Here is an 18652-nt window from a genome sequence, read left to right on the forward strand (position 1 = left end):
TACCGCACCAGCTCCCTATTCCTTCGTCGACGTATCGGACCACGCCATACGTACCCGGGCTTCCCCCACCATGACGGTTGGCAGTGGGGAAAAGGCCGCATCAGCACGCGCCCATTGCTCGACCGCCGCGGCATGCCGTCCGGATGCGGCGTGAATGTTACCCAGCCCGGCCAGCGCCCGAGCCTTTTCATAGCAGCTCCCGAACTGCTCGGCCTGGCTGGCGGCCAGGTCGTAGTGGAAAGCAGCGGCCTCATGGTTGCCGGCCCTGAAGTGCGCCCATGCAATGCAATTGGTCGACATCGCCACGTCCAGCCAGAGATCCAGGGTACGAAACACTTCGCGAGCGTGCTTCGCATGGTGAACCGCATCCGCGTACAGATCGAGTTCCGACTCCGTCAGCGCGATACCGCGGAGTGTGATGGCTGCGTTTCTGTCGTTTCCCATGCGTCGATAGTGGCCCAGCGCCACGCGCAAGCCGCGCAATGCGTTCTCGGGCTCCCCCCGGTAGAGATCCGCCCATGCGAGGTTACACAGAGAGTCGACGATGCCACGCTCGTCGTTCAGCTCCCGGAAGATCTCCAGGGCCTCTTGATACTGCTCGACAGCAGCGGTCAGATCCCCTCGATCCACGTATCCGATTCCGAGGTTGCTGAGAGATATCGCCAACCCCCGCCGATGCCGTGACGCCCGGGCCGTGTCAACCGCGACCAGATGGGTCTCGATCCAGGGATCCCACAATTTGTTGAGATAGAAATACTCCCGCAGTGCAAATGCCAACTGCCAGCACCCACCGTGCAGCCCGCGCGCGGCGGCCAAATGGCACATCCCCACCAGGCCTGCCCACTCCGCGGCGATCCAGTCGAGCGCGGACTGACGGCCGGCGAACTTTTCATGGTCCGAGGGTTCCGCTGCCGAGTGCGGTACTCGATAGCGGTGCGGGGTGAGGAGCGCGTTGCTCTCCCCGATCCACAGCAACGCGTGATCGAGCAGTCGTTGCACGGAAGCGTCCTGGGCACGCTCGGAGACCCCGGGAAGAACGCTGCCGCGGGCGAATTCACGGACGAGATCGTGAAGAGTGATTCGATCGGCCGTGACATAGGTCACCAGATGAGCGTCGCTCAGTCGGTCCATGAGGCTTCGTGCCAGCAGCGGATCGATACCGGCGAGGGCGGCTACACTCCCGACGGACATATCCGGCCCTGGATACAGGGCCAACAGGGCGAAAAGACGCCGCTGCTCACCGGTGAGCGCACGACAGGACACCGTCAAGGCCGCTGCGACACTGCGCTCGCCGTCGTCGAGCACACTGAGCCGGGACTTCTCATCGGCGAGCAGGGACTCAAGGTCCGTGGGTGTCCAGGCCGAGTTACCCCGGAACCTGGCCGCCGCTATACGGATCGCCAGCGGCAGCCCACCGCAGTGCGCCACGATACGAGTGACGGTGTCATGGTCCGCGCGATCAGCGCGGGGACCACCGGCGGAGCGGAAGAGCGCGATTCCCTCTTCCTTCGCAAGCACATCCACCGACAGATAAATCGCATCGTCGAGGGCGTGAAGTCGATTCCGGCTGGTGATAATCACCCTGCATTTCTGTTCTGCCGGGAGTAACGGAATGACCTGCGCAGCGCTGCGAACGTTGTCGAAGAAGATCAGTATCCTTTTTTCCCGTACGGTGCTACGGTATAAATTTGCCCGGGCGTCAACCCCCGACGGAATGCGCTGGCCCGCTACTCCGAGCAGTCTGAGCAACGCATCGAGTGCGACGTGCGGTGTGATTTCCCTCCGGCCCGGGGTGTCTCCACCGAGGTTGAGAAACAGGCACCCGTCGGGAAATAACTCCACCACATTCCAGATTGCGCGCAACGCCAGGGCAGTCTTGCCCACTCCGGCCATGCCGCTGATCAGACACACATTTTCGCCGGTATCTTCATTGACGAACGAAGCGATATCATCCAGTTTCTTCGACCGTCCAATGAAGTGGCCTGTCACCGGTGGCAGGCCATTGAGCGGATGAGTAGTCGGTAAAGTCGACGCCTCATCCAGCTTGCTGGACGCCAACTCGGCCAACTCTCCACCGGCACCCAACTCCCTGTCGCATGCTTGAGCGAGAACAGGACTTCCAGTGGCCCTGCCCGTCTCCACCTTGCTCAGATAGCCTTTGCTGTAGTGGACACGCTGAGCCATTTCAGAGATCGACATCCGGGCTTCTCTGCGCCTGCGCCGGAGCTCGCTCCCGAAATTGATCGGATCATTCATCACGAATGGCTTAGCCTTTCTTTTTGAATTCATGGTATGCGTGTTTCGATTTCAAGTGGCGGAGCGGTCGCCGCAGCGATGAGTGTGCATGGAATCTTCCATCCCCACATGAAATAGATCGAATAGAAACGCGGAGGCATCTTCCTGGCCCCTGGCGCGAAAACAGTATCCCGGTATCCGGTCACCGGCGGAATGGGTTTCCTGTTTCCAGCTGTGACAGGAAACCATTAAGAGTGCGGTATTTGGCCCTCTTGCGGAAAATGCCACAAATCTCCCTGTCGGTCCCTGCCGCGGCATCGACCCGCCCACCATCGCCGCCAAGCCCCCGGAGTGGTTCGCCGTCGACCGGGCCCGGAGCACCCTGGACGAACTCCCCGCCGCCTGGCGCACCATGTGCCTGCTCGGCTTCTGCGCCGGGCTCCGCCGGGGTGAACTCGCCGGACTCCATCACCACCGCATCGACCGCCGCCGCTCCCGCCTCTTCGTCGTCGAGGTCAACACCAAGAGCGGAATCAAGGAGTACCCCAAGAGCCGACGGCCGGCTTCTCGACGACGGCAACTGGCGAACTCAGACCTGGTGGCCCGCAGTCGACAACACGCCCACTACTTCGACACCGACGGCGACCGGCACTCCGTACCGCACTACCCGCCCCACGCCATGCGCCACACCTGCGCCTCCTGGCTCGTCCAGCGAGGCGTCTTCCTCTGTGAAGTCCAGCACCTCCTCGGTCACGAAAGCTCCCAGGCCACCCGGCGCTACGCCCGCCTTCAGCTCGACGCCCACAAGATCATTCTCGGAGTCTGGGAGTGGCTTGAGACCCCGCTTACCCTCGTCGCGTAGTGCACGGAACGTGCACCGGCCCCTTCTTCCCGTCCAGGACGGGAAGAAGGGGCCGGTTCGTTGTCCGCTGACCGCCGCAGGGGAGGCGCAGGAGATGCCCGCGAGCGTCAGCATCAACGCTCAGTAACGGAAATCCGCTGGTCGGCACGGCGTCAGGCCATGATCAGCGAGCGTCATTTCAGCGTCGAGATATCGCCCGTAACGCCCGCAATGTGCATCACGCGCATCGGCACAACCCCAGCTCAGGCGTCCTTCTTCACCGGCTCCAGAATCGCCACGCACTCCACGTGGTGCGTCATCGGGAAGAGGTCGAAGGCGCGCAGGGTGCGCGGGCGGTAGCCGACCTCGTGGAAGTAGGCCAGGTCGCGGGCGAGGGCCGCGGGGTCGCAGGCGACGTAGGCGAGGCGGCGGGGGGAGAGGGAGGCCAGGTGGCGGACCGTCTGCTTGCCGGCGCCCGCGCGCGGGGGGTCGAGGACGATCAGGTCCGTCTCGGTGATGCCCGTACGGGGGAGGACCCGGTCGACGCGGCCGTGTTCGATACGGACGCGGGGGAGGTCGTCCAGGTTGTGGCGGGCGTCCTCGGCGGCGCGCTTGGAGGACTCGATGCCCAGGACCGCGCCCTTCTCGCCGACGCGTTCGGCGATCGCGCCCGCGAAGAGGCCGACGCCGCAGTAGAGGTCGAGGGCCGTCTCGCCCTTGCGGGGCATCAGGCCCTGCATGACCGCCTTCACCAGGGTGTCCGCCGCCTGCGGGTGGACCTGCCAGAAGCCGCCGTTGCCGACGCGGTAGGTGCGGCCGTCGGCACGTTCGCGGACGAAGGCGCGGCCGTGGACCCGGTGGACGGCGCCGTCGCGTTCGTCGACGCGGAGTACGGAGACCGGGCGGTCCAGCTCGACCAGGGGCAGCCGGGCGCCGGGGCGGGGTGTGAGGACGACCTGGCGGTCGTGGGAGCCGGTCGCCGCGATCGCCTCGACCGAGGCCATGCCCGGCCACTCGCGCTTCTCGATGCCCAGCTCGGTCACGGCGGGGGCGGCGATCATGCAGTGGTCGATCCGCTCGACCTCGTGGGAGCGGTGGCGGCGCAGGCCCGGGTGGCCCTCGGCGTCGACCGCGTACTGGACCCGGGTCCGCCAGGCGGGGACCTCGCCCGGGGGCAGCTTGTCGCCCTCCGCGGGCATCACGGTGCCGTCCCAGCCCGCCTCCTCGGGGGTCAGCCCCGCGAGGCGCTGGAGCTGCTCCGCGATCACCTCGCCCTTGAAGCGCCGCTGGGCACCCGGCTTCACATGCTGCCAGTCGCAGCCGCCGCACCGGCCGGGTCCCGAGAACGGGCAGGGGGCCTCGACCCGGTCCTTGGCCGCTTCCAGGATCCGTACCGCGTCGGCCCGCAGGAAACGCGAGTCCTCGTCACCGTCCGTGATCCTGGCGATCACCTTCTCGCCGGGCAGGGTGTGCCGGACGAAGAGCACCCGGCCCTCGTCGGTACGGGCGATGCAGTGGCCGCCGTGGGCTACGGGCCCGACCTCGACCTCGTACTCCTCACCCACCAAGGAGGCGGGGGAGGCGGACGGCGCGTCGGTCGCGTGCGGCATGGCGGATGGCTCCAAGGCGTTCACAAGGCGTTTACGGGGGTGACGGGAGGGGCAGCCCACCAGTCTACGCGGCCGGGGGCCGCCCTACTTCCGGGAGCTGTCCTCGACCGGGCCGCGCCGAACCGATCCGGGCGCGTTCCAGTTCTGCCGCTTACGGGCCCGCTCGCGCGCCGCCTCGGACGACACCAGCTGGTACGGCACCGAGGTCACCATCACCCCGGGCGTGAACAGCAGCCGTCCCTTCAGCCGCAGCGCGCTCTGGTTGTGCAGCAGATGCTCGTACCAGTGCCCCACCACGTACTCCGGGATGAACACGCTCACCACGTCCCGCGGGCTCTCCCGGCGCAGCCCCTTCACATACTCGATCACCGGGCGGGTGACCTCCCGGTACGGGGAGTCGAGGATCTTCAGCGGGACGTTGATGCCCCGCCGCTCCCACTCCTCCCGCAGTGCCTTCGTCTCCTGCGGATCGACGTTGATGCTCAGCGCCTCCAGCTTGTCCACCCGCATCAGCTTGGCGTACGCCAGGGCCCGCAGCGTCGGCCGGTGCACCTTCGACACCAGGACGACGGCGTGCACCCGCGACGGCCGGACGCTGTCGTCGCTCGGCTCCTCGGCCGCCGCGATCTCCGCGGCGACCCGGTCGTAGTGCCGCCGGATCGCGCTCATGACCGCGTAGAAGAACACCATGCCGAGCAGCGCCACCCACGCCCCGTGGGTGAACTTGGTCGCCAGCACCACCACCAGCACCAGGCCGGTGAAGAACGCCCCGAAGGCGTTGATCGCCCGGGAGCGGATCATCCGGCGGCGGCGCGCCGGGTTCTTCTCGGTCTTGAGGTGGCGGTTCCAGTGCCGGACCATGCCGGTCTGGCTGAGGGTGAAGGAGACGAACACCCCGACGATGTAGAGCTGGATCAGCTTGGTGGAGTCCGCCCCGTACACCCAGACCAGCAGCACCGCGGCGCCCGCCAGCATCACGATGCCGTTGGAGAACGCCAGCCGGTCGCCCCGGGTGTGCAGCTGGCGCGGCAGATAGCGGTCCTGCGCCAGTATCGAGCCGAGCAGCGGGAAACCGTTGTACGCGGTGTTGGCGGCGAGGAACAGCACCAGCGCCGTGGCCGCCGCCAGCAGCACGAAGAAGAACGTACCGTCCCCGAAGACGGCCGCCGCGACCTGCGAGATCACCGGATTCTGCACATAGTCGCCGCCGACCGGGACCCCGTTCTTCAGCAGTTCGTGGGCCGGGTCCTCGGCCATCCGCACATCCGACGCCATGGCCAGCCCGATGATGCCGCAGAACATCGTCACGGCCAGGACGCCCATCAGCGCCAGGGTGCTCGCCGCGTTCTTCGACTTCGGTCTGCGGAACGCGGGAACGCCATTGCTGATCGCCTCCACCCCGGTGAGCGCCGCACAACCGGAGGAGAACGCCCGCAGCAGCAGAAAGACCAGCGCGAATCCGGCGAGCCCGGCCTCCTCGGCCTTCAGCTCGAAGTCGGCGGTCGGCGCCTTCATCGTCTCGTCGAGTACCAGACCGCGGTACGCGCCCCAGGCGATCATCAGGAACACGCCGGCGACGAAGACGTACGTCGGGATGGCGAAGAGCTTCCCGGATTCCCGGACCCCGCGCAGATTCATCACGGTCAGCAGGATGATGATCAAGGTCGCGAAGAGCACCTTGTGCTCCACGACGAACGGGATCGCCGAGCCCAGGTTCTCCACCCCTGAGGAGATCGAGACGGCGACCGTGAGGACGTAGTCCACCAGCAGCGCGCTGGCGACGGTCAGTCCGGCGCGGGGGCCGAGATTGGTGTTCGCGACCTCGTAGTCGCCGCCTCCGCTCGGGTAGGCGTGCACGTTCTGGCGGTACGAGGCGACCACCGTGAACATCAGCACGACGACCGCCAGGGCGATCCACGGGCTGAAGCTGTACGCCGACACGCCCGCGATCGAGAGGACGAGCAGCACCTCGCCCGGCGCGTACGCCACCGACGACAAGGGGTCGGAGGCGAAGACGGGCAGGGCGATGCGCTTGGGAAGGAGCGTCTCGCCCAGCCGGTCGCTGCGGAGGGCCCTGCCGATGAGGATGCGTTTGGGCAGGTCGGTCAGTTTGGACACGGAGAGGATCGTAAGCGTTCGATTCGATGCGGCCCACCCGCCGCCCGGGGAGCGGGACGGAACGGTGGGGGAATGGGCGCTATCGGGGTCCGAAACCCCGCCGTTCGGCGTCCCGAGACGGGCGGAATCCCCCGCTCCAGTAGTGCCGGTGTCCCTGATGGGGCCGCGGCTGTGTAGCTTTGGCCGCGGTCTGAGACCCTTTAATCCCGGGGACCTTTAAGTCTCGGCAAAAACTCGAAGGACGCTCCGGGTAAATGTGCGAGAAAGCACATAAAGTTCAAAATTCGAGCAAAGAATAGGGACGGGCGGAAGGACGGTCGTGCACATCGTCATCATGGGTTGCGGGCGAGTGGGAGCCGCTCTCGCGCAGACCCTGGAGCAGCAGGGGCACACGGTCGCGGTGATCGACCGTGATCCCACGGCCTTCCGCCGCCTGGGCTCCGGTTTCGGGGGCCGCCGGGTCACCGGTGTCGGCTTCGACCAGGACACCCTGCGCGAGGCGGGCATCGAGGAGGCCGGGGCCTTCGCCGCGGTCAGCAGCGGTGACAACTCCAACATCATCGCGGCTCGGGTCGCCCGTGAGATGTTCGGCATCGAGAACGTCGCGGCCCGGATCTACGACCCCCGCCGCGCCGAGGTCTACCAGCGCCTGGGCATCCCCACGGTCGCCACCGTCCGCTGGACGGCAGACCAGATGCTCCGGCGGCTGCTGCCGTCCGGCGCCGAGCCGCTGTGGCGCGACCCCAGCGGCGGCGTCCAGCTCGCCGAGGTCCACACCTCGCCCGCCTGGATCGGCCACAAGATCAGCCGGCTCCAGGAGGAGACCGGGGTACGGGTCGCCTTCCTCACCCGGCTGGGAGAGGCCGTGCTGCCCACGTCGCAGACCGTGCTGCAGGAGGGCGACCTCGTCCACGTGATGATGCGTACCGATGAGATCGAGAAGGTCGAGGCGGCCTTCGCGGAAGGCCCCGACGAGGAGGTCGGTCACTGATGCGTGTCGCCATCGCCGGTGCCGGCGCGGTGGGCCGTTCCATCGCGGGTGAGCTGCTGGAGAACGGGCACGAGGTGCTCCTCGTCGACAAGGCGCCCACCGCGATCTCGGTGGAGCGGGTGCCGCGGGCGGAGTGGCTGCTCGCCGACGCCTGCGAGATCACGTCCCTCGACGAGGCCGCGCTCCAGCGCTGCAATGTGGTCATCGCCGCGACCGGCGACGACAAGGTGAATCTCGTGGTGTCCCTGCTGGCGAAGACGGAGTACGCGGTTCCGCGGGTCGTCGCCCGGGTGAACAACCCCAAGAACGAGTGGCTCTTCAACGAGTCCTGGGGCGTCGACGTCGCCGTCTCCACCCCGCGTCTGATGTCCGCCCTCGTGGAGGAGGCCGTCAGCGTCGGCGACCTGGTCCGGCTGCTGCGCTTCAGCCACGGCGACGCCAACCTGGTCGAGCTGACCCTGCCGCCGGAGTCCCCGATCGCGGGCACCCAGGTCGGCGATGTCGCCTGGCCCGTGGACACCACCCTGGTCACGATCATCCGGGGATCGCGGGTCCTGACCCCGAGCCCCGAGGAGACGCTGGAGGCGGGCGACGAACTCCTCTTCGTCGCCGCGCCCGCGCGCGAGGAGCAGCTGGAAGACCTGCTGTCGCCGCGCAACGAGGCGTCGTAGCCGGGCGAGGGACGCGGCCGGGCGGCGAGGCGTAGCCGGGGCCGTCGTACGGCCACACCCCGATGTGGTCCCGCTCCAGCTCCAGCATCACGCGGTCGCGCATCCCCAGGGCCGCCGTGTACTCCGCCGGGAGCTGGAGCCGCCCGGCCCGGTCGAGCATCGCGTACTCCCGCGCCACCAGCGACTCCTGGCCGGTCGCCGAGTCCACCTCCGTACGGCGGAGGATCTCCGTGGAGGTGCGCCCGTCCCGGATCGCGACCGTACGGCGGACCTCCGACGCCACGGTCTGGTCATGGGTGACGATCACGATCGTCGTCCCCAGCTCCTCGTTCGCCCGCCGGAACGCCGCGAAGATCTGTTCCGCCGTCTGCGAGTCCAGCTCGCCGGTGGGCTCGTCCGCAAGCAGGACGGACGGCTCGTTCGCCAGCGCCACGGCGATGGCCACCCGCTGCTGCTGACCGCCCGACATCTGGTGCGGACGGCGGTCGCGGCACTCCGCCACCCCCATCAGCCCGAGCAGCAGCTCCACCCGGGCCGCCTTCGCCGCCCGCCCCCGGGGGCGCGATTCGCCGCCCCCGCCGCGACCGCGCAACTGGAGCGGCAGCGCCACGTTCTGCGCCGCCGTCAGATACGGCAGCAGATTCCGCGCCGTCTGCTGCCAGACGAAGCCCACCACGTCCCGGCGGTAACGCAGCCGCTCCTTCGCGCCCATCGCGAGCAGATCGAAGCCCCCCACCGCCGCCGCGCCCGCCGTCGGCACGTCGAGTCCGGCGAGAATGTTCATCAACGTGGACTTGCCGCTGCCGGACGCGCCCACCAGCGCCATCAGCTCGCCCTCCCGGACGAGGAGATCGAGCCCCTGCAGCGCCTGTACCTCGACACCGTCCGTGGAGAAGATCCGCACCAGGCGGTCGCAGGTGATCAGCGCGTCGTGCCCGTACCGGGGCCCGTCACGGCGGGTCGCGACCCGCTTCTGCAACTCCTCCAGCGTCGCCCCCGGGGGCGCGGCCGGCTCCGGCGTCGCTCCCGCGGGCGCGGCCGCGTCCGGTGCCGTGGTCGTCGGATCCGTCATCGTGTGTCTCCCACCCTCAGTTCGGTCGTCGAGGAGCGCCGGGTGGTCACCCATGCCTGGGCCGCCGCCACGCCCGCCGCGAGCAGCACGACACCCGCGCCCGGCAGCAGCAGGCTCCACAGGTCCGTGGTCAGCTCGACCGGCACCCTGGACACGGCCGTCCCGCCCGATGCCTGCGCCAGGCGGGCCAGATCGATCCCGGGGGAGAGGACGAGGATCACGATCCACCCCACCAGGACGCCCCCGGTGCCCGCCAGCAGCGACCCCGGCAGATTCTCCAGCACCAGCAGCCGCCGCCCCTGACTCCGGGTCAGTCCCATGGTGCGCAGCCTGGCCAGCAGCGCCACCCGCTCCGGGGCGGCCCTGACCAGCGCCAGCAGCAGGGCGAGGGCCGCGTATCCGGCCGCCGCGAGCGCCGCGACCGTGTACACCCGCTCGGCGCCCGTCTGGACCGGCGACTCGGCGAAAGCGTCGCGTTCCACCGACCGCAGCGCCACCCGGGCCCCGTCCGCCCCGCCCGTGTCGCGTACCGCGGCCCGCAGCTTCTCCCCGGCGACCGACGCGCCGCCGATCAGCAGGGTCGTGGGAGCCCTCGGGCCGGTCAGCGCCGCCGCGTCCACCAGGACGAAGTCGCCGTCGGAGAGCGCGGGGGTCCGCTCGCGCACGGCCGCCACCTCGACGGTCAGCGGCGCGCTGAGCGACCCGATCGTCCGGGCACCGTCACCGAGCCGCTCCGCCACGCGCGGCGAGACGATCGCGGGCAGCGGACCGGAGCCCTTCGCGCGCAGCGCGCCCGTCGGGAAGCCGCCGAGGTCGGTGGAGCGGGCCAGCCGGGCGTACGCCTCCGCGTCGGCGGCGAGCAGCGTCACCCCCTCGGCGTCGTCGCCGTCCCGTAGCGAGAGGTCCGTCTCCCGGTGCACCTCCACCACACCCTTCACACCCGGCAGCTTCCGTACTGTGTCCGCCAGCCGTTCGGGCAGCGCGCCCGCCGCGTCGATCCGGGCGTCCGAGCCGACCGAGATCAGCGCCGCCCGGTCCCGCGCGGCCTCGACTCCGGCGAGCACCGAGCCCCCGAACGCGGCCGTCGTCAGCGCCAGCACCAGCGCGACCAATGGCAGGACGGTGGTGGCGGGGGAGCGCCCCGCACGGGCCAGCGCCAGAAAGCCGATCGCGCCCCGCCGCCGCGCCACGGGCAGCGCCGCGAGCCTCAGCGGCAGCGGATAGAGCCGTACGAGAACGAGCGCGGCGGCCACCCCGAGCAGCACGGGAGCGGCGCTGACGAGCTGGTCCACCCCTTGGTCGGCGCCGTCGCCGGTGCCCCGGCGCCGTACCGTCACGACGGCGGCAACGGCCAGCGCCAGCAGGGTCAGTTCGGCCACCGTACGACGGCGCGAAGGCCTGGCGGCCACCACATCGTCCCGGCCACCGCCCGGCCGCGGTCTGCGGTGCTCCAGGGCGGCCCGCACCGGCAGGGCCCCGCACGCGACCACCGCCACCAGCACCACGGCCAGCACCGCCGGCCACAACCGCCCCCCGTCCACCACGACCAGCGCCAGCGCCCCTCCGGCGAGCGCCCCCGGGACCGCCGGAACAGCGGTCTCCGCGCCCAGTCGGCCCACGATCCCGGGCAGCGACCCGCCGCGCGCCCGCAGCAGCGCCAGTTCCGAAGCGCGCCGCGACGCCGCGAGCCCCCCGGCCGTCAACAGGACGACACCGATCACCCCGCCGACACCGAACGCCGCCACCGACACCACCGGGGCGATCGCGCCCCGCAGCTCCCCGTACTCCTCCAGCACCGTGCCGAGGCCGGTGATCACCTGGAGCTCCGGGGAGATCGCCGACCGCAGCTCCGACAGCACCGGTCCGCTCTCGACCGCCGAGACCGCCCGGCCGGCCGCGTCGAGATCCCCGACACCGAGCCCGCGTGGGTCGACCGCGATGTCCCAGTACGGCTCCGCCTCCTGCGGCAGCGACAGCAGCGCCGGGGCGGCCTCGGGCGGCAACAGCAGCGCGCCGTGCCAGTACGGCTCCGGAGGCGGCCCCTCCGTATAGAGGAAGGACGGAGTGCGCAGCACCGGCTGGACCGACCAGTACGCCCCCTGCGGACGGACCGGATCCACGATCCCGGTGACCGTGACGGCGAGCGGATCCGCCCCGTCGCGGGGGACCTGGACGACCGTGCCCACCTTGATGTTCAGCGCCTTCGCGGTCGCCGTGGTCACCACGGCGTCGGTGGCGGCGGCCGCCGATGGGTCCACCCGGTCCGGTGGCGGCGCCTTCGGCAGCCGGCCGGACCGAACCGTGGTGTGCTCAGCGAGCCCGGACCGCGTCGCCAGCGTGAACGCCGGAGGCCCGCCGTCCAGTTCGGTCAGTCCGGGGGCGCTCCCCTTGCCGGGCCGCTGGCCGCGCACCCCGTACGCCGACTCACGCGGATCCGTCCGCAGCGGGTCGGGCAGGGTGCGCACGATCCGCAGGTGCCGCTCGGCCAGCTTCTCCGGGCCGGCCGACGCACGGAGTTCCGGGTCGTCCGGGTCGTACGGCGCCTGCGGCGGCGCGGCGATCCGGAAGCCGCTCTGATCGGGCGCGGCGGTGGTCAGCTCATGGCGCAGCCCCTCGCCCTCGTACGCGTCGACGGCGCGCGGGAACGCGGCGCAGAGGAAGGCGGTGACCGCGACGAGGACGAACAGCGCGAGCGCGGAGAACGGCGCGGTCCTCAGCCGGGTGCCGACCCAGGGGGCGACGATCCTCACCACGCCCACCGCCCTCGGACGGCGCGGACGTCGGCCCGTCCCGGGCGGGTACGGGCATACCCGTGCCCGTACCCGTACCCGTGCCCGTGTCCGTGCCCGTGCCCGTACCCGTGCCTGCGTCCGTGCCTCTGCCCGTCGTCGTGGGAAACCGTCTCCCCTCGCGAACGCCACCGTGTCACCGGTGTCCTCCCCCTCACCGTCCTCACCGCCTTCACGGTCACTCGCCTCCTCGCACCCGCAGCGCCGCCGCCGAATCCACGCGCCGGAGCATCAGGGCGGCGACGATCAGCACCGGCGCCGCCGCCACCCCCACCAGCAGCAGCGCCACCCGCCCGAGGGGAAGCTGCACCAGCACCTCCGGGACCGGCTGGGTGGCCCGGCCGGTCAGCACGATCAGCGGTACCACCGCCCGGGTCAGTACCGCGCCCAGCGCGGCACCGATCAGCAACCCGAGACCGATCAGCAGCGACTGCTCCACCGCCAGCAGCCTCGCGGGCAGCCGCCGGGGCGCGCCGAGTGCCCGCAGCACCGCGAACTCCGCCGACCGCTCCCGCAGCGCGCCCACCGTGCCGACCCCGAACCCGACGGCCGCGAGCAGCGCCGCCACCGCGGCCGTCGCCAGCAGCGCCGACTGCGGCCCGGCGCCCAGCGGGTCCTCGTGGAGCTCGCGGGCGATCTCGTCGCGTACCTGGATCTGCGAGGGGTCGATCTCGGCCCGGTCGCGCAGGGCGGCCGCGACCCGGCCGGCCTGCCCGGGGTCGGTGAACAGCCACCACTCGCCGGGCGCGAAGGACGCGTCGGGACGCTCGGCGAGCACCCGGTTCACGGCCCGCAGATCGACGAGCAGCGCACCGCCGTCGAGTTCGGGCTTGACGGGCGCCGCCGGGTCCCCGGAGCCGGGGCCGGTCGTCGGTACGGCCGCCAGCACCCCGGTGATCCGTACCGTGATGTCGCCGCCCTGCATCGGCACCTGGATCCGCGACCCCACCTTCGCGGCGCTCGCGTCGAGGAACGCCGGGGTCGCCAGCGCGCCCGGCTCCGGCGCGGGGCCGCGTTTCGCGGTGACCCGGACCGCGACCGAACGATCGGGCCCCCACTGACTCGTGTACGGGGACGTGCCCGTGTGATAGCGCAGATCCAGTGGCGCGCCCGGGGTTGAAGTGACGGAGGTGACGGCGGGCCGCCGGTCCTCGGGGCCGGTTTCGGAGTCGACGCCGATGGTGGCCGTGGCCCGCCAGGTCAGCCCATCGGGGGCCGCGACGGGCCGGGCAACGCCGTCGGCGCCGACCGCCCGGATCGCCCCGACGGTCAGCCGCTTCGGCGCGATCCGGTCCGGATAGCCCGGCTCGTCGAACTCGATCGCGGTCAGCGCCAGCGGTCCGGCGGCCCTGCCGACCGGGGCGTCCGCGGCCTTCGCCAGATCGAGCGTCACACGCTGCCGCTTCCCGTCGGGCCGCAGATTGTCGAGAGTGAGACGGTACGGGACCCCGTAGCGGTCCTCCACAGTGACGGCGGCGGTCAGCCCCGGGGTGCCGAGGGCCCCGGCGTTCAGCGCCGCCGTGCCGTAGGGGCCGTCGTACGCCGACCCCAGGGTGAGGTCCAGCTCGACGCGGTCGGTGCCGTCGGGCAGAACGAACCCGGCGCGTTCCCCGGCGGGTGGCCGCAGGCCCGCGATCAGCCGCCGGGGGTCGCCGTCCGCCGCGAGATCACCGCGCAACCGCAGCCCGACGCCGTCATCGGCACCGGCACCGTCACCGGAGTTGTCGGTGGTACGGCTCCCAAGGCCGGCGGTGGTCGCCGGCGAGGCGTCCCGGGCCGTGGTCGCGCCCTCGGCGGCCGGGGCCTTCGGCCGTCCGGGCTCCGTGGTCGGCCCGCCGCCCGGGTTCAGCGCGCGGTCCGTGTCCAGTGCCAGGACCGTCGCCTGGCGTCCGCCGGGCAGGCCCATCGTCTGGCGGGCCGCCGGTACGGCCGCGGCCACCCCGGGCATCCCGTCGAACATGCCGCCCTGCCCGAACTGGACCGTACCGCCGCCGCCCGTCAGCCGGACCGGCGCACCCGCCCGGAAGTCCGCCTGGTCGTCCTGCGAGCGGTCCCACGAAGCGCTCTGGCCGATCGCCAGCATGCCCAGCGCGACGGCCAGCACCAGCAGGAGCACCGGCCCGGCTCCCCGGGCCGGGCGGCGGCTGAGCTGCCAGCCCGCGAGCGCCGCCGTCAGCTTCCGGCCGCGCGCGGCCCGCCGTTCGGCCAGCCGCGCCGCGGGCGGCAGCAGCCGCAGCGTCACCACGGTCCCGGCGAGCAGGGCCAGCGCGGGGGCGACCACCAGCAGCGGATCGATTCCCAGCTCGCCGTCGCGGTCACCGGTGAGCGCGCCACTGCCCGACGTCCGGCGCTCCAACTGCCAGTAGGCGACGCCCGCGACGGCCAGCAGCGCGATATCGGCGCCCGCCCGCAGCGGCGCGGGCAGCGCCCGGGCCCGGCCGCGTTCGCGGCGTGCCGCGCCGAGCACCGGGGCGACCACCGCCACCGCGCAGGCCACCGCCACGGCCAGGCCGACCAGCCAGATCGTCGCCGTGGGCGCCGTCTCCACCCGTAGCCCGATCCGGGCCAGCAGACCCTGACCTGCCAGCAGCCCGGTCAGCGGACCGGCGAGCAGCGGCGCGCAGACCGCGGCGGGCAGCGCGAGGAACAGGGCCTCCAGGGCGGAGAGTCCGGCGATCCGGCCCCGGGAGGCGCCGCGTGCCAGCAGGACCCGGGTCTCGCCCTCACGCTCCGTACTCAGCAACCTGGCGACCAGCAGCAGCGCGTACCCGGCCAGCAGCACCAACTGGAGGGAGACGATCAGCAGAGTCGCCCGGGCGACCAGCAGAGCCCGCTCCATCTGGTCGAGAACGTCCGGCAGCGACGTCTTCGCGACCACGCCGCCCTTCAGCCCCGGCTGGGCGCCCAGATGCTTCTGGCTCTCGCGCGAAGCCGAGCGGAGCGCGTCGATCCGGTCGGCTGTGAGGGGACCGAAATCGGCGGTCGCCAGCCACGACAGACCGCCCGCGGCGACGGGGTCCGATGCGAGGGACCGGGCGTCGGTGAGCAGGGGACCGTAGGTGGTGAAGACATCCGCCCGTACGCCGCGTCCGCCGAGTTCGTCCAGCCGCCAGTACGGGTCGTCCCGGTCGGTGACGCGGTAGACCCCGACCACCCGGACCTTCACCGGAGGCCCGCCGAGACGGCTGCCCAGGGTCAGCACCCGCGGTCCCGGCGTCAGCCGCAGCGCGCGGGCCGCCGCCTCGGGCAGGGCGACCTCGACCGGTCCCGTACCGCCGCCCGCCGTCGGCCAGGCGCCCGACGCCAGCCGTACCTTCGACCGGTCGACCGCCGCCAGCATGGTCAGATCCGGATCGCCGCCGCGCGCGGCGGGCGGCTGGAGGGCACGGGGGAGTGAGTACGGCGCCGAACGCTCGAACGGCCGCAGGGTGACGGGCAGCCCGTCGAAGGCGCGCTGGGCCCCGCGCCGCGCGCCCTCCGTGGCGGCGGCCCGGTCGGCGGCGGAGTCCTCGGCCGTGACGATCAGGGACGAGGCGGCGGCGTCCCGGGTCCCGAGCGCGTGCCGCAGCCCGGCGTCCCCGACGGAACCCGCGAAAGCGGCGAGCGCCGCCAGGACCGACGAGGTGAGCAGTACGGCGAGCAGCGCGGCGGCCAGCAGCAGCCGGTGTCCGCGCGCGCGGTGGAACAGAAAGACCGTCACCGGAAATCCCCCATGGGCCCTGGCGGGCCACCCCCGAAAGCGCTTGTGACCGGTGATCGTTGCAGAGGGCACCGGGTCGGGGCACGTAATCCCGGGGGACTTGATGAGATCGTGACCGTGTGCCCGCGTCCTTCGATATGCGGCGCGGCCCTCGACCCGGTGTCCGTTGACCGGCCCTCGCACTCCGCTGACCGGTGCGGGGCGCGGCTCCACCTCGGCTCTCCGAGCCCTCCGGGCCCTCAGCAGCCCACCCGTGAGCCGGTGCGGGGGCCGGTACGCGGGTGGTCTCCCCCTGGAATCGGGCAGCGGCCGGACGGGCGGCGTCCTGGCGGCGTACGGGCGACGCGCGGCGGATATGCCGTGGCTGTCGTGGCCGTGAAAAGGCCGCGGCAGGCTCCGGAGGGCGACGTTTGGTCGCCGTTCCGGCCTTACCGCGGCCTTACCGTCGGTCGGGCGACGGCGGACGCACTTCCGGGGCCGACGCGTCGGCGCCCGCGCCCATCAGCTCGCGAGCGTCAGCTCTCGTGCTGCTCCGCGGCCTGCGCCTTCCGTTCGCGCTCGGCCCGCTCCTCCGCCTCCATCTCGGCGAAGACGTCGATCGGCGGCGGCGCCTTGGCCAGGAAGACCCAGGTCAGATAGACGGCGAGCAGGAACGGCGGGATCTTCAGCGCCACCAGGACCCAGCCGAGCTGGGTGGTGTCGGCCCACCAGTACAGCGGGAAGAGGATCGCGGACTTCGCCAGCAGGATCGCGCCCCAGGCGTAGCTCGCCTTCGTATACGCCTTCTTACGGCCGGGGTTACGGGTCCGCCAGGAGAGGTTCTCCTTGAAGACCGGGCCCAGCATCAGGCCGATCAGCGGCACCCCCGCCACCGCGGTCGCGATGTACGCGACGCCGAGGCCCGTGGTGTAGAGCATGCCCGGCAGATAGAAGTCCTTGGCGTTGCCCGTCATCATCGCGAACACCACACCGAACGCGACGCCGAAGACCCCGCTGAAGGCGTGTTTCACCGTGCCCTTGAGGACGAGCCGGGCCGCGACCAGCACCAAGGAGACCGCCAGCGCCGCGATCGCGGACGAGTGGAGGTCCTGGTTGATCGTGTAGATGGTGACGAACAGCAGCCCGGGGACCACCGTCTCGACCATGCCGCGAATGCCGCCGAACGCTTCGAAGAGCGCGGCCTCGGTGACCGCCTTGACGTCGGCCGCGTCCTGGGCGACCGCGCCGGGGGCGGTGGCGCCCCCCGCCTCCGGGCGCTCCGGTGACGCGGTGTCCCCGGAAGAGGGCGCGTCCGGGGTGGACGAGGGGGACGGCGTGGTGGTGGGGGTCGGCTTGTCGAAAGACGTCACCGGCTACTCCTGTCCGAGCGGTCGGAGTTCGTATTTGGGGTTGAAGAGCACGCGACGGCCGTGGGCCATGGATATCCGCCCCGAGGCTATGAGTCTGCGGCCCGGCTCGATGCCGACGATCGAGCGGCGGCCCAGCCAGACGATGTCCAGTGGGGCCGTGCCGTCGAACAGCTCCGCCTCCAGGGCGGGCACCCCGGCCCTCGGACGCAGGGTCACCGTGCGCAACGTACCAGTCACTTTGACGATCTGGCGATCGTCGCATTCGGCGATCCGGGTGCACCCGGACAGCTGTGCGTCCTCCCGCAGCTCCGCGGACTCCTGGTCCTGTCGCGAGCTGGACAGCCGGTCGAACATACGGCGGAGGCGGCCGGCCGGCTTCGCCGCCGGGTCGCCCGGCCCGGATCCGTTCCCGGACTGGCCCGACGCCCCGGTTGGAGGTGCACTCATGCAGCAAGCGTACCGGCCGTGACCAGCCTCCGGCCCGGCCCCGCGACCGCCTGTGGACAACTGTCCCGGGGCGTCACCCGAGGCATCCGGAGCGCTACCGTTCGAAGCGGTAGCCCATGCCGGGCTCGGTCACGAAGTGCCGCGGATGCGATGGATCGGTCTCCAGCTTCCGCCGCAGCTGGGCCATGTAGACGCGGAGGTAGTTGGTCTCCGTCCCGTACGAGGGACCCCACACCTCCTGCAGCAACTGCTTCTGGCTGACCAGGCGGCCCGTGTTCCGTACCAGCACCTCCAGCAGATGCCACTCGGTCGGGGTCAGCCGGACGTCGCGCCCGTCGCGGTTCACCTTCTTCGCGGCCAGATCGACCGTGAACCCCTCGGTCTCCACGACGACCACGTCGTCGTCACCGCCGCCCACCGGCTCCGCCCTGCGGACCGCGGCCCGCAGCCGGGCCAGCAACTCGTCCATGCCGAACGGCTTGGTGACGTAGTCGTCGGCGCCCGCGTCGAGCGCCTCCACCTTCTCGTCGGAGGTGTGCCGGGCGGAGAGCACCAGGATCGGTACCCGGGTCCAGCCGCGCAGCCCCTTGATCACCTCGACGCCGTCCATGTCGGGCAGGCCCAGGTCGAGCACGACCACATCGGGATGCCGGGCGGCGGCCAGCTGGAGGGCGGTCGCGCCGTCGGGCGCCGCGTCCACCTCGTACTTGCGCGCCTTCAGATTGATCACGAGGGCGCGTACGATCTGCGGCTCGTCGTCGACCACCAGCACCCTGGTCATCACTGGCCCGCCTTTCTGTCCTTCAGGTGTCGCGGGTCGGTGTCCGCG

Annotated in this window: 11 protein-coding genes and 1 pseudogene; 3 read left to right on the plus strand and 9 right to left on the minus strand. The window is 71.4% G+C overall.

Annotated features, from left to right (window positions below):
- Positions 1-15: 15 nt before the first annotated feature.
- Entirely contained in the window at positions 16-2289 is a 2274-nt protein-coding gene (locus ACFXG1_RS11630; protein WP_384742191.1) for a tetratricopeptide repeat protein, read from the minus strand.
- Positions 2290-2617: 328 nt separating this feature from the next.
- On the opposite strand from ACFXG1_RS11630, the gene ACFXG1_RS11635 reads away from it, so the two are divergent.
- Positions 2618-3097 (plus strand): tyrosine-type recombinase/integrase, encoded by a 480-nt coding sequence (locus tag ACFXG1_RS11635; protein ID WP_384742221.1) that lies wholly within the window; start codon positions 2618-2620, stop codon positions 3095-3097.
- 242 nt (positions 3098-3339) lie between these two features.
- Here ACFXG1_RS11635 and ACFXG1_RS11640 read toward each other — a convergent pair whose 3' ends face one another.
- Positions 3340-4686: a class I SAM-dependent RNA methyltransferase gene (locus ACFXG1_RS11640; protein WP_384707556.1), complete on the minus strand. Its 1347-nt coding sequence runs from the start codon at positions 4684-4686 to the stop codon at positions 3340-3342.
- Positions 4687-4770: 84 nt separating this feature from the next.
- Positions 4771-6804, minus strand: coding sequence for an APC family permease (locus ACFXG1_RS11645; protein ID WP_384707553.1), 2034 nt, complete (start codon positions 6802-6804; stop codon positions 4771-4773).
- 319 nt (positions 6805-7123) lie between these two features.
- On the opposite strand from ACFXG1_RS11645, the gene ACFXG1_RS11650 reads away from it, so the two are divergent.
- Both ACFXG1_RS11650 and ACFXG1_RS11655 read left to right on the plus strand, forming a co-directional pair.
- Positions 7124-7795 carry a TrkA family potassium uptake protein gene (locus ACFXG1_RS11650; RefSeq protein ID WP_358824191.1) on the plus strand — a complete coding sequence of 224 codons (672 nt, stop codon included), beginning with the start codon at positions 7124-7126 and terminating at the stop codon, positions 7793-7795.
- Positions 7795-8382 (plus strand): annotated as a pseudogene (locus ACFXG1_RS11655) (potassium channel family protein); the annotation flags it as partial. The gene ACFXG1_RS11650 and the pseudogene ACFXG1_RS11655, both read left to right, overlap by 1 nt.
- On the opposite strand, the gene ACFXG1_RS11660 reads toward ACFXG1_RS11655, so the two are convergent.
- The 6 genes from ACFXG1_RS11660 to ACFXG1_RS11685 form a co-directional block, all read right to left on the minus strand.
- Positions 8330-9538 carry an ABC transporter ATP-binding protein gene (locus ACFXG1_RS11660; RefSeq protein WP_384742193.1) on the minus strand — a complete coding sequence of 403 codons (1209 nt, stop codon included), beginning with the start codon at positions 9536-9538 and terminating at the stop codon, positions 8330-8332. The pseudogene ACFXG1_RS11655 and the gene ACFXG1_RS11660 overlap by 53 nt on opposite strands.
- Positions 9535-12288, minus strand: a complete 2754-nt coding sequence (locus ACFXG1_RS11665; RefSeq protein WP_384742195.1) for an FtsX-like permease family protein — start codon at positions 12286-12288, stop codon at positions 9535-9537. The genes ACFXG1_RS11660 and ACFXG1_RS11665 overlap by 4 nt, the downstream gene beginning before the upstream one ends.
- 217 nt (positions 12289-12505) lie before the next feature.
- A complete protein-coding gene (locus ACFXG1_RS11670; protein WP_384742197.1) occupies positions 12506-16027 on the minus strand; it encodes an FtsX-like permease family protein in 3522 nt (1173 codons plus the stop codon).
- A gap of 515 nt (positions 16028-16542) precedes the next feature.
- Entirely contained in the window at positions 16543-17376 is an 834-nt protein-coding gene (locus ACFXG1_RS11675) for a DUF3159 domain-containing protein (protein WP_384717274.1), read from the minus strand.
- Positions 17377-17379: 3 nt separating this feature from the next.
- Positions 17380-17730, minus strand: coding sequence for an OB-fold nucleic acid binding domain-containing protein (locus tag ACFXG1_RS11680; protein WP_384717283.1), 351 nt, complete (start codon positions 17728-17730; stop codon positions 17380-17382).
- 187 nt (positions 17731-17917) lie between these two features.
- Positions 17918-18604 (minus strand): response regulator, encoded by a 687-nt coding sequence (locus tag ACFXG1_RS11685; RefSeq protein WP_384717271.1) that lies wholly within the window; start codon positions 18602-18604, stop codon positions 17918-17920.
- Between the last annotated feature and the right edge of the window lie 48 nt (positions 18605-18652).

This window comes from Streptomyces sp. NPDC059248 (assembly GCF_042753905.1).
In the GTDB taxonomy this organism is placed as follows: Bacteria; Actinomycetota; Actinomycetes; order Streptomycetales; family Streptomycetaceae; genus Streptomyces.